Origin of the sequence: Paraburkholderia sp. BR13444, from assembly GCF_040948755.1 — a bacterium.
Classification (GTDB): Bacteria; Pseudomonadota; Gammaproteobacteria; order Burkholderiales; family Burkholderiaceae; genus Paraburkholderia; species Paraburkholderia youngii.
This window is the reverse complement of sequence record NZ_JBFPKM010000008.1, coordinates 121,689-133,876: the sequence shown is the minus strand read 5'-3', so window position 1 is coordinate 133,876 and position 12,188 is coordinate 121,689. Positions and strand designations below refer to the sequence as shown.

The 12,188-nt window shown below is 59.6% G+C and carries 7 protein-coding genes, 1 tRNA gene and 1 pseudogene; 8 read left to right on the top strand and 1 reads right to left on the bottom strand.

Annotated features, from left to right (window positions below; genetic code table 11):
- Nucleotides 1-12: 12 nt before the first annotated feature.
- Nucleotides 13-489 carry a hypothetical protein gene (locus tag AB3X95_RS22845; RefSeq protein ID WP_368622629.1) on the bottom strand — a complete coding sequence of 159 codons (477 nt, stop codon included), beginning with the start codon at nt 487-489 and terminating at the stop codon, nt 13-15.
- 328 nt (nt 490-817) lie between these two features.
- Here AB3X95_RS22845 and AB3X95_RS22840 point away from each other — a divergent pair, with 328 nt between their 5' ends.
- The 8 genes and pseudogenes from AB3X95_RS22840 (at nt 818) to drmB (ending at nt 12,181) form a co-directional block, all read left to right on the top strand.
- Nucleotides 818-1,042: a helix-turn-helix domain-containing protein gene (locus AB3X95_RS22840; protein WP_368622628.1), complete on the top strand. Its 225-nt coding sequence runs from the start codon at nt 818-820 to the stop codon at nt 1,040-1,042.
- A gap of 1,172 nt (nt 1,043-2,214) precedes the next feature.
- Nucleotides 2,215-3,411 carry a hypothetical protein gene (locus AB3X95_RS22835; RefSeq protein WP_368622627.1) on the top strand — a complete coding sequence of 399 codons (1,197 nt, stop codon included), beginning with the start codon at nt 2,215-2,217 and terminating at the stop codon, nt 3,409-3,411.
- A 96-nt stretch (nt 3,412-3,507) separates the two neighbouring features.
- Nucleotides 3,508-3,583 (top strand) — tRNA-Ala (locus tag AB3X95_RS22830).
- 377 nt (nt 3,584-3,960) lie between these two features.
- Nucleotides 3,961-4,365 (top strand): hypothetical protein, encoded by a 405-nt coding sequence (locus AB3X95_RS22825; RefSeq protein ID WP_368622626.1) that lies wholly within the window; start codon nt 3,961-3,963, stop codon nt 4,363-4,365.
- 34 nt (nt 4,366-4,399) lie between these two features.
- Nucleotides 4,400-4,615, top strand: a pseudogene (locus tag AB3X95_RS22820) (hypothetical protein).
- A gap of 344 nt (nt 4,616-4,959) precedes the next feature.
- A complete protein-coding gene (locus AB3X95_RS22815) occupies nt 4,960-6,951 on the top strand; it encodes a UvrD-helicase domain-containing protein (RefSeq protein ID WP_368622625.1) in 1,992 nt (663 codons plus the stop codon).
- The gene (locus AB3X95_RS22810; RefSeq protein ID WP_368622624.1) at nt 6,945-10,280 is read left to right on the top strand and encodes a helicase-related protein; all 3,336 of its coding nucleotides are present in this window, start codon (nt 6,945-6,947) and stop codon (nt 10,278-10,280) included. The genes AB3X95_RS22815 and AB3X95_RS22810 overlap by 7 nt, the downstream gene beginning before the upstream one ends.
- Nucleotides 10,280-12,181 carry a DrmB family protein gene (gene drmB, locus AB3X95_RS22805; protein WP_368622623.1) on the top strand — a complete coding sequence of 634 codons (1,902 nt, stop codon included), beginning with the start codon at nt 10,280-10,282 and terminating at the stop codon, nt 12,179-12,181. Before AB3X95_RS22810 ends, drmB begins: the two co-directional genes overlap by 1 nt.
- The last annotated feature ends 7 nt before the right edge of the window (nt 12,182-12,188 follow it).

The window sequence follows — 12,188 nt, the reverse complement described above, 5'->3', positions numbered from 1 at the left end:
GGCCGGCCAGACTCAGCAGTCGGCCGGTGCGGCTCGCTTCTTCGCCCGCCACAGGCGCCGGCCGCGCGCAGGACGCGTCGCCAGCGCCACCGGCACGAAGAACGTGCGCCCCGCCGCCGTGGTGTACCGGGTCACCGTCACCAGCCGCTCGCCCCCGCTGTACTCTTCGGGCTGGGTGACCCCAATCTGGATCTCGCTCAGTGGATCAAGGGTCCACTGCTCGACCTCCCGCCCCCGCCGTGTGCTCAGCACCGCGGCGCCACGCAGCAGGACCTCCCCGCCGACGAACTGCTCGAGGTACGGCGCCGTGGCAAACAGGTCGAGCATGATGATGCTCGGGACAGCCCGCGAGCGGGCCGGCGATACCCGCAGCATTAGCACGTCGCGCGGACTCAACTGCTCGATTGCCGCCCACACCGAGGCGCCCTCGTCTTTGGGTAGAAGCATTTCCCACGGTGCCAGCCGGTTTTTTTCACTTGTCACAAACATACAGCCACTACCTCAAACCTTTTCTTTTACTGACAAGCCAATCGACGATCACTCGACATTTGTTACGAAGTGGAGGAGCAGCCGTCGACAGCGACTAGCAACTGCGGCGACTCGGCCTGGCTCGCGTGCCACACTTCGTGCCCAACAACGAATCGACACCAAGCAAAGACGCGTCAGTTACATTTTGCACATTATAGAGTGTAGCTCAATGAAGTGCATCCAGTGACATTGCTCCTATTTGACCTCCGTGAGCAATCAGTCACTTCGCAAAGGCCTCGGGCAAGCGCTAAGAGCCGCCAGGCGATTCAAGAACGTATCCCAAGAGTCGATGACCGCGACAAGTAGGACCTACTTGAGTGCGCTCGAGAGGGGAAGGCAAAGCCCGACGCTAGACAAGCTGGAAAGCATTGCCGACGACATTGGCGTGCATCCGCTCACGCTTCTAATCTACGCGTACTCTGCGGATCTCTCCGACCAAGCGGTAGCAGTCGCGAAGTCGCGCATTCAGCGTGAACTCGAGGAACTCGCCCGCTATGATGTAAGTTCGCTGTAACGGTTCAAGCAGCCATCTTTTCCTCCCGCCTCCTTCTAGCGAAGTGCACCTCGGATTTCCGAAGGCGCACTCCTGATTCGCGCAACGAGTACATAGGAATACAGCGTTTCGACTGGCAAAAAGCGAAACATCAACTCTTAGACATGTGCAATGCACTTTCACAGAGCACTGGGTTGGCAGCCATGTACAAGGTCATCGCGGACCGAGTTGAACGCGCATTTGACGCCTTTGCCCGCTAACACCGAATAGCGTCAAGACAAAGGCACCTTTATTGGGCGCTCGTTACTGGGAAGCTCAAACTGGTTCTCGCGCGCGGAGGAATTCAGTCTTCAGCGTGTATTTCGAAAGTTCGTCCCGATCGCGGTCGCTCGCGCCGTCAGGAGCTCAACGGCGGGTAGCAGAGTGGCCCGGCCACTGCTTCGACTGGACAGGGGCTGAGCAGGAACAGAGTGTGGGCCTCGTTGCTGGATTCACACGTCACTCTACAAGCTCGGTCTGCGGCACCACACTGCGACTTGAGCGCATGCATGATTCGACAAAACTTCAACGGACTTAGGCCGCCAGAGCCGTTCGGAATTCGCGGGTGTATCGGAAAACAAGCACGAGGAGGTTTCAAGTCTGACTGCGACAAGTCCCGAGTCGGGTATCGGGCCCAGTGTCATCCGTACTGCAACGTCGTACCGGCTGTCGATTAGGTTCGGGGGCGTCCTGACTCAATTCGAATTCAACCGAAACGTACCGACAGCTCTTTTTTTTCTCAGATTCATAGATTTTCTTCGTTGGCGCGAGTCACTTCTGGTCCGGCCCGACCATGAGTGCTCCAACTCTCCCATGAATCGCTGTAGACCTAGATTGCCCAATGGTGCAAGGTTCGGGTATGGCATCCCATCATGGGACGGCACACGGCAAACGCGCGCTGAATCGAAGACGGCAGCCAGCGAGACATCAATTTTGCGCGGCCTTCTCGGCGACGGCATCCGGTGAACGGCCGATGCGCGAAGCTGCGTCCACCGCGTCGGCGCGATCGTTGAGTTCGCTTTTCATGGCCAGGTTATCAGCGAAATCAAGCGATCTTCAACTGAATCGACGGCGTAGGGCGGTGACAACATCAGCCTCGACGATCTCAAGCGGATCCACCTCCGAAATCTCATCCCAAGTCAGGGTTACTACTCATGGGTTATCTGTTCACGCGGCGGCAACTATATGAGCTGGTCTGGGCCGAACCGATCGTGGCGCTAGCGAAATCACTGGGCATTTCTGATGTGGGGCTCGCTAAGGCGTGCCGGCGTGGCGATATTCCGTTACCGCCGCGCGGCTACTGGGCTAGGCTGAACGCGGGAAAAAGCGTTATTCGTCCCCCACTGTCGCTTCGTGCACCAGGCGCTTCCGATCGCATTCACGTGGGACCGAACCGACCTCAGGCGTTCCGGCCGCATGGCGGCGATGAGAGCACGATAAGAGATCTCCCGCCACAGCCCCCGGTCTATGACGAGACGCTCGATGCCGTTGAGGCGCGGATTCAGCAGGGACTGCCCGCGAAACACCGCTTCGTGCGTGCGCTCGATAGCGCGCACCCGCAGGTTGCGCGGCTGCTGCGCGAAGATGACGAGCGCCGGGAAGCGATGACGAAGAACCGTTACACGTTTGACAAACCCCGCTTTGAGAACCGATTCGAGCGGCGGCGGCTCGCGTTCCTAAGCAACCTGTTTGTGCTACTGGGCCGACTCGAGGCACAGGGTTCGGCATACGGGCGCGATGGCCGCGAGCTCGGAGTTCATGTCGGCGACCAGTACGTCAGGTTCAAAGTAGAAACGCTAGCCACCCTGCGCCCGGGTAAACGGCCTACAGAAGCGAAAAGCGAACCGATGGCGATCGAGATAGAGGTCGCCCGCTGGCAGCATGGTGAACTCAGAGAACTGTTGTTCTGGAGCGACGGCGAAGACGGCCGGCTGGAGGACCGGCTGCCAGAGATTGGCGTCGCGATCGTGCTGGCCGGCGAGCGCCAGTACCGGAAATCAAGACAGTTTTCCTATGAGTGCGCGAGGCAGAGCTTCGAAGAAGAGGTGAAACGAGCGCGCATGGCTCGGGATGAAGCCGAGAGACGTGAGCGCGAAGCACGCCTGCAGGCCGAGCGCGACCGTATCACGCGGCTGCTTGCTCAGGTCAGCGCATGGCAACAGGCACAACAGATCCGCGCGTATGTTGAGGCAGTCCTCACCTCACCGGTCTCGGTACCAGGACGTGCGTTTGACGGTGAGCGCGACGCATGGGCCCATTGGGCTCGCGCAGTCGCCAACGGGCTCGACCCGCTTGCATCGTCCGAACCGGCCGCTCCGCACCCTGCCGACAAATGCAATCCGAATGGATGACATGCCCGGCCGCACCAACAGACCAGACACTCCTTGATAAGGTGGGTAATCTCCAATAACGCGGGAATAAATGCTGTGATACAGTTTCTACATATTGGGGGGGTAGCTCAGCTGGGAGAGCGTCGCGTTCGCAATGCGAAGGTCGGGAGTTCGATCCTCCTCCTCTCCACCAATAATTCCTTTAAAAACAACGCACTACGTCTTATGACGTAGCGCGTTGTTTTGCTTTGTGTCGCAGTTTTTGCACAACGGTTGTGGCAAATTGTGGCGACCTCTTTGTTCTGCGCGACGCAGGGACGAGGCGGATAAAATTTGTTAAAAAAATACCGTGATCGCGACGGCTGGACTGACGGACCTTGCATGCATTCGCAACCCACTGCGGCCAAGTGCATCATTCGCCTGGGCCCACCCTGGCCAACATGAAAGCGCTTCTCACCGCCGATCAACTATCTGAATACCTGCGAAAAGGTGTTACCAGCATTCGCAGCGACGCCACCCGCAATCCTGCTGCGCTTCGGCCGATATGCCATTCCGGGTACGAAGTGGCTCTTGTGGCGAGTCGAAGATGTCGAGCAGTGGCTGGCGAGTCACGTCTTAATCGGCGGCGTACCGCACAAGGCGCCGCCGCCAGTCGAGCCAGCGCGGCGCGGCCGCCCCACGAAGGCGGAGCAACTCGCAAGAAGAGAGCGGTTTTCCGAGATAAAGCCGACCGATTCGCAGACCACAGCGAGGGCTCAAGGTTGGGCCAATCTCGCGACAAAGTCGACCGCGGCGAGCAGACCGACGAGCCCCGCTGCCATGGCGATCTTTTTCTCGCAGTTCGACCTCTTCGGATTTGCGCTGAAAGCCGACGCGATTAGCATGGAAGTGCCGATCTTTTCGCTTTCCACGAAACCGGACCTTTCGATAGAGCAATGGACTAGCCAAGATCGAAAACGTCGGATACCAACGTAAATTTGCAGAAGCACTGAAAGCGGACGATGGTCTTGTGCTCTACGCCAAGCTGCCGAGTTGTTTCAAGGTGCCGACCCCGCTAGGGCCATACAACCGGGATTGGGCTATCCTGTTCGACCAGGAGGGCACTTAGCGCTTGTATTTCGTCGTGGAGACCAAGAACAGCCTATTCACCGATGACCTGCGCAGTAAGGAGGACGCCAAAATCGAGTGCGGCAATATGGACTTGCGCTTCTTGTGCGTCACGTGATTCGTGTATCTTGTGATCTCAAACAAACAAAGTATTACCATCAGAACGACTTAGGACCAGAGCACGTCGGCGACTACAACGTGGAACTTGCCGACCGGGGGGGGGGAATTGAAAGGCAATCCTTTATCGGGAGATGCGCTCGACCGGATTTATTCCTGGATTGTGCGTGGCTCAGCGCAGAACGCAGACCGCTGCGTGAATATCCATTTTGGCGGCCCGACTTGCTCAGCGTACGGGGCGGAAGTGCTCAGCGCGTTTTCTGGGCTTGCCCCGAGACAGATATCAAATGAACAGCCGTGCCGTTCAACAGATTGGCCTGCGACTGCTTCGCACGGGAAACTCCAATGAATAGCCGATGCGACATCGCCGCCGCTCAACAATTCCTTCCCAACCCCGAACAGCTTGCAGTGCTGGAAGCCCGTGCAGATGAATGGCTGCTTGTCGAGGCGGGGCCGGGAACTGGAAAAACCCAAATAGCCGCAATGCGTCTTGCATACCTGCTGCAACAAGGGCTTCAGCCGGCACAAATTCTGGTTCTCAGCTTCTCGCGAAGCGCCGTTGCCACGCTGACTCGCCGAATCGCCGGTCTAAGTATGGACAGCGACGGCGTCATCGAGGATTTGCGTCATCTCGCCATTCGCACTTTCGATTCTTGGGCGTTTCGCATGCTGCGTCAGAATGGCGTGCCAGTCGTTGATCTTTTGCGGCGATCCCACGACGCAAATATTGCGAGCGTGACGGACGAGTTGCACGCAGATACGGCATTCGGCGAGAGGCTTGCATCAATCCGACACGTAATTGTCGACGAGTTCCAGGATCTGCCTGGGGTGCGCGCGGAGATGGTGATCGCGCTGCTCCGACATCTCAATTCGAATCCTGGAAGACGGGTCGGCTTCACCGTTCTCGGTGATCCCGCGCAATCGATCTACCGCTTCGCTGCACGGGCAACTGGCGGGGTGGCACCGTCGGACGCATGGGCAGATTTGAAGAACCAGTTGGGACCGACTCTTCGCGAAATCGCGCTGATTCAGAACCACCGTGCAACGAAACAGCTTGCCGCGATGGCCGCAAAGCTGCGCAAAATCCTGGGCGATCCGGCTCTAGACCCCGAGAGGAAACTCGCGGCCATGAAGCGGTTCCTCACCGGCCTTCCGACTTCTGCTATCGATCTGAAGCTCGGGCCGGAGTGGCTGACCAAGTTGCCTCAGGGATCGCTGGCCATCCTTACGCGCACGAACGGCGAAGCACTCCGCGTTTGGCAAATGCTCCTTGGCCAATCCATCGAAACGCCTCAGGCGGATGTACGGCTTCGCCTCGCGGGAAGCACGCGACCAACGCCCGCATGGATTGCAGCCGTTCTATCCCGCTACAAGCCGCGAACCATTACGCGGATGGTCTTCGAGAAAGCGCATCAACGGCTTTGCTCTCTGCACGGGGCCGAGACTGTCGAAAGACTGCGCCTGCCAACCATCGAGACGGGATGGAAACGGCTCGCCCGGGCTTCCGGTGCGTCGGACATGGCGACCGTTATCGACCTCGAGATATTGGGTGCGCGGCTCGACTGGCCCGATTCCTTTCCAGAAGGCGATGCGAGTGCGCCGGCCGCGGTCCTTATCACTACGGTGCACCAAGCCAAAGGCATGGAGTTCGATAATGTCGCGTTGCTGGAGGCCAATCCCCGCAGTACGGAAAAGACACCTGTCGACTCGCTCGAAGAGGCGAACGTGGATTTTGTCGCAGTGACGAGAGCGGCGCGTTTCCTAGGTCGGCTGCCCGCATCGTGCATCTACACACCGCTTTCGAACCGAACTTTTTCTCAAGGGCGGGTGAGACAGGTTGACTGGAAACAAATGGTGAATGTACAGATGGGATTGCCCGGCGATATCGATGCGACGAGTTTCGTGGATCCTTCCATCCTCGGTGGCGGCGAAGCTTCGTCGGCGCTTCAAGACGATTTGCTGAAGCACGCGGCGGACTGGCGCGGACGCAAGGTGATCCTTCGAAAGGTCAGTGTAATCGCGGCCAAGAGCGACGCCTCCAAGAGCGACGTCCGGCGTGTCCAGTACGACATTTGCCTGCAGACCGCGGACGGAGAAGGTCCGCTTATCGGGAGAACGTCGGACCAGCTGACTCACGATCTGCTCGATCTGCTCTGGAGCCGCGGATACGAGCTCCCCAAGCGAATTTTCAACCTTCGCATCGCCGATGTGATCTCAGTTAGTGCTCACGGAGATCTGCCTGAAGCCATTCCTGATCCGTGGCGCTCGACCAGGCTGTGGCTCGGCATCATCCTCATGGGTTCCGGCGATTTCAAGACTTGGAGGCGCAAATGGTAAATAACGCACAGGACAAGCGCACCGTCCGCTCCGATTTGATCGAAACGACCCGGTCGTTGCTCGTCGGACCACTCGCCATCGATGAAGTAATCGAGTCCGCACCGGTCGATACGTATCTCACCGGCATTCTCTGGCCGCGCGGGACGAGTGCCGATGCCGTCGACGACGACGAAGGCAGCACCGGTGCCGGAGGCGACGATCCCAGCGCAGATTCTGCCGTTCCTGGATACCGTACGATCCGGCCGTGTTCCATCGGAATAACCCTCGCTGTCCGCGCCGGCGCCAGTCTGACGATCGATCTCGGCACGACCGCACGATACGAGCCGCGGGACGAAACCGCCACATCCGTGGAAGGCAAACGCGAAGCGCCCGATGCAACGAAGGCGCTGGTTCTCAAGACCGATTCTGTACAAGGCAACGCCGGCAGTGCAGCGGGCGGCCCGGACGGGCAACAAAAACCACGAAAGGTGTGGGCACGTCGTGAACTTGGCTATTCCCTCTCGCTTGCGGCGGACGGTGGCTCAAAGACGTACAGTGAAAAAAATTTCGACCGGCGTGATGGCACCAAAGTCGAGGATCGGGCACTGTCTGTCCATGTGCGTCGACGGGCCGGACCGAAGCAGTATGTCTTCACAATCACGCTCATCAACGAGGAAGACGACTCCCCTGGAGCGTCCTCGCGCCACGTGAAGTGTTTGTTCCAGGCCGAGCTCATCGTGCGCGCGCATATCGGTGAAGCGCCCGCAATCGAACCCAGACCGCTGCCGCCACCAGACAAGAGTGACCGGGAAGCGCTGGCGAACGCATTGCTCTATCGGGAGGTGCGCGAGTTCGCAGCAGGTCATGGAATCGCGGTGACGTGGGACGACGCCGCTCAGGACAATGTCATCGATGAAGTCAAGACATCGTGGATGCCCCGAACAGTCGTGCCCGGTACCAGCGCGGACGGCCATTCGTTGCTCGGCAGTTTTCGGAACGCATGGCCGGACGCGCTGCGTGCCGCGTGGCTCGGCGCAGAGACGGCACGAGAGTCCGTGACCCAAGCGCTGGACGCTTTCGCTGCGTGCTACGGGCAATGGATCAAAGCGTCGCTGGAACCTCGCATCGCACAGTTCGGCGAAGAGCTTGATTCCGCCGCACGCGCCAATTTCGATCGATGCGTTTCCGCACATATGAGGATTCGCGATGGCGTCACGGTCCTGCGCGAGAATCCCGCAGCGTGGACTGCTTTCGCGCTGGCAAACGCGGCGATGGATCGACAATCGAATTTTCCGGGCAAGGGCGACTCGCGCCGTCCGCTCGTTTGGCGGCCGTTTCAGCTCGCTTTCATGCTGCTGGTGATTCCGGGACTGGTCGATCCCGGTCGCGAAGATCGGGGCTGCATGGACCTTCTCTGGTTTCCGACGGGCGGCGGCAAGACGGAAGCCTACCTTGCCCTGACGGCGTTCCAGATATTTTATCGCCGACTCACGCACGAGTCTCGCCGTGCGGTTGGCGGCGTCGACGTACTGATGCGCTATACCTTGCGTCTGTTGACTGTCCAGCAGTTCCAGCGCGCGGCTGCGCTGATCTCAGCGTGCGACTTTATAAGGCAATCCGACAGCCGTCTCGGCGATGCGCGGATCACGCTGGGACTTTATGTCGGGGGCGACGCGACTCCGAACAACATGGAAGCGGCTCGCAAAGCAATCGCGGAAGAACATGCGAATCAGGCGCCGTCGTCAACGCCTCGGCAGCTGCTCCAGTGTCCAGTTTGCGGTTCGGATCTTCCAGCGACCGCCTTAGTCGCAGACGCCGTACAGCCAAAGGTCAACATCCGGTGCGTGAAGCCGGACTGCGAGACTGCGGGCAATCCGCTTCCGGTGCTCACCGTGGACGAAGAGATCTACGCCGCACCGCCGTCACTGTTGATCGGAACGGTGGACAAGTTCGCCCAGATCCCGCGACGTACGGACATTCGACGACTGTTCTCGCTGGACGGCGGTGAGCCGCCCGGCCTGATCATCCAGGATGAGCTGCATCTGATTTCGGGTCCGCTCGGCTCAATGGCGGGTCTTTACGAGACCGTCATCGACACCTTCTGTACGCGAGGCGAGGTTCGTCCGAAAGTTATTGGATCGACCGCGACGATCGGACATGCGGAACCACAGGTGCGCGCGCTGTTCGATCGAAGCGTGCTGCAGTTTCCGCCGCCCGGCTTCGACTCCTCAGACTCCTTTTATGCCGTGCGGGACACCGCGGGCCCCGATCGTATTTATGTCGGCGTTCCAACCGCTGGACGCAGCCCGAAGTTTGCGCTTCAGGCACTCGTATCCTCGTTATTGCAGGCCGCTTCGTATCTGAAGGAAAAGAAGGACGCCGAGCTCGGCAACATCGATCCTTACTGGACCTGCGTCGCCTACTTCAATAGTCTGCGCGAGCTAGGCGGCGCTTACGTGTTGATGCAGGATGACGTCCCGCGACAGATGCAGTTCCTGTCGAGTCGGCTCGACATGGGCCGACGTGAGCTCCAGAACCTCCCCGTCGAACTGAGCAGCCGGCGTTCGTCGCGCGAATTGCCGGAATTGCTGCAAGCACTTTCGGGAACACTCGAAGACTTCGAGGCAGACCCGCTCGAGAAGCCTGAACCTAAAGACACCGTCCTCGCCTCGAATATGATTTCTGTCGGCGTCGACGTGCCTCGTCTAGGACTCATGGTTGTAAATGGGCAACCGAAATCGACGGCTGAATACATTCAGGCGAGCAGCCGTGTCGGTCGCGGCATTCCCGGACTCGTGTTCACGCTTTGCAACTCGGGGCGGCCGCGTGACCTCTCGCACTTCGAGCACTTCCATTCCTATCACGGCGCGCTCTACAAGAGCGTCGAAGCGACGAGCGTGACGCCGTGGTCACCACGCGCGCGCGACAAGGCGCTACACGCGGTAGTGGCATCGCTTGTCCGACATTTGGTCACCGGCATGTCGGGCGACGAAGACGCGGTAAATTTCGACGGTTCTGATCCCATCGTCCAGCAATTGATCACCGACATTGTCCGGCGTGCCGCAACGGCCACCGACGCGCAGCAAGCCGAAGATACGGCAGAGGATCTCCAAGCCATCATCGACGAGTGGAGTCACCGCAGCGCCGACGCGAGGACGACGACGGGGCGGATGCGCTATTGGATCAAGAAGGCTCCGTTCGGCAAGACGGCGGACCACCTCATGTGCGCGGCCGAAGAGGCGGCTCCGGGAGGCTATCAGGCTTGGCCCACGCCGAATACCATGCGCGAAGTCGAGCCCTCCTCGGCGTTCGTACTGAGGACATTCAGATCAAAGCAGGAGGGCAAATAGTGGCCACCTCAAGAGGATTTTCGGCTCGCCGCAACGGCGGCGCGCCCGCGATCAACGCATCGCCTGGCGTCAAGCCGCTCGGCAAGGTGCGGCGCTCCCAGCTCATTTCTACGTATGGAATCGGGGCGATCATCGATCTCGAAAAGGGCTCCTTTATGCCGATGGGGCTGGAAGACTGGGATGCCGCGACCAACCTGCCAAATCTCACCATCGGTGAGTCGCGCCTTCAGGCGCAACTGGGCGTGAGCCATTTTCGCCTGCCGCCAGTCAGCGAAGAGATTCGGGGCACGCGCGGACGCGTGGACCCATTGCGCTCAGTGCCCGCAACGCGGTTTCCGGCGTGGCACGAGTGCCCGCAGTGCAATCGAATCGGTACGCTCGATGATCCGTTCGTGCTCGAAACTGACGGCGCGCAGCTCCAGTGCCTCGCGCATGGCAACCCCGTCAATACGGCGCCTGTTCGCTTCGTCGTGGCATGCAGAAGAGGTCACCTAGACGAGTTTCCATGGATATGGTGGACGCATCGCAGCAGGAAGACAGGCGTTTGCGAACGGCCTGTGCTTGAGCTCAAATCGCAGGGGAAATCGGCTTCACTCGGCGATTTGTACGTACGCTGTCGGAACTGCGGCGCATCCGAGTCCATGGGCGACGTATTCATGCGAGAAAGCGTGAAAGGACACGGTTGCCGAGGCTTCCGTCCGTGGTTGCATGACCGGCAGGAAGGGTGCACCGAAAATCCTCGAGTTCTTCAGCGTGGTGCATCCAACGTGCATTTCGGAGTGGTCGCATCGGCACTGTCGATTCCGCCGGTTTCTGAGGCAGTATTCCAGATCATCGAGCAATCCGCGCTCAACTTGGGCTCGCTGCCTGACGAAGCGATAGTTCACGTGCTGAGGCAACTCGCAACGCGATTTGGTGTGCCGGAGGAATCGTTGCGCATGGCTTATGCGGAAAAGCTGAAGATCGAAGGGAAGACAACCGACCTATCCGATGCCTTTTCGAGAGCGGAGGAATATGCCGCGCTCTCGACAGACCGAGACGATCCAATCGTCGGTGGCATTATTCCGCAGTTCCGCAACTTCGTGTCGGCGCCTCCCGTGAGCCTCTCCGAGTGGTTCGACAAGGTGGGCGCAGTCTCGCGGCTTCGGGAAGTGCGGGCGCTCGTCGGCTTTACACGTATCGAACCGTACCCTGTGAGTGTTGAGGGCATCCCCGCCGCGATTCGTGACGGCCACATCGCGCGGCTCTCGAAGACAAACAAGAACTGGCTCCCTGGCGCAGAGATTCGCGGCGAAGGTCTGTTTCTGCGTTTCAGGTCCGAGGCGATCGACGCCTGGCTTACGGAAAACCCTGCGATCGATGCGCGCGTTAAAGCGCTCGACAAACGCGCAGCCGCCATTGCGGCGGAACGGGAGCGCAAGCAGGAATATCCGATCACGGCAAGACTACTGCTCGTCCATTCCTTTGCACACGCGCTGATTCGGGCGATTTCGATCGACTGCGGCTACTCATCGTCGGCACTTCGCGAACGCCTTTACGTCAGCGACGCCACTGATAAACGCTCTGCCATGAACGGTGTTCTCATCTATACCGGCTCCCCGGATTCAGAAGGAAGTCTGGGCGGACTCGTGCAACTGGCAGATCCGGAAAAACTCGAACGTATCATCGGGCGCACGCTGAGTTCGATGAGATGGTGCGGCAGCGACCCAGTCTGCCTCGAAACTGATCCAGTCCAGTCGGGCGAAAGAATCAGCGGCGCCGCATGTCACTGCTGTCTTCTCGTGCCGGAAACCGCCTGCGAGAAGTTCAACAGGGAACTCGACCGGGCAATGCTGGTGGGATCGCCGGAAGGTATCGAGGGGCCGAGATGGAAGGGCTTCTTCGACAAATACGTGGATTGACCGAGCC

Coding starts and splice junctions, on each gene's coding strand:
- AB3X95_RS22815 (WP_368622625.1), top strand. CDS start 4,960: ATGAATAGCCGATGCGACATCGCCGCCGCTCAACAATTCCTTCCCAAC.
- AB3X95_RS22835 (WP_368622627.1), top strand. CDS start 2,215: ATGGGTTATCTGTTCACGCGGCGGCAACTATATGAGCTGGTCTGGGCC.
- AB3X95_RS22845 (WP_368622629.1), bottom strand. CDS start 489: ATGTTTGTGACAAGTGAAAAAAACCGGCTGGCACCGTGGGAAATGCTT.
- AB3X95_RS22810 (WP_368622624.1), top strand. CDS start 6,945: ATGGTAAATAACGCACAGGACAAGCGCACCGTCCGCTCCGATTTGATC.
- AB3X95_RS22840 (WP_368622628.1), top strand. CDS start 818: ATGACCGCGACAAGTAGGACCTACTTGAGTGCGCTCGAGAGGGGAAGG.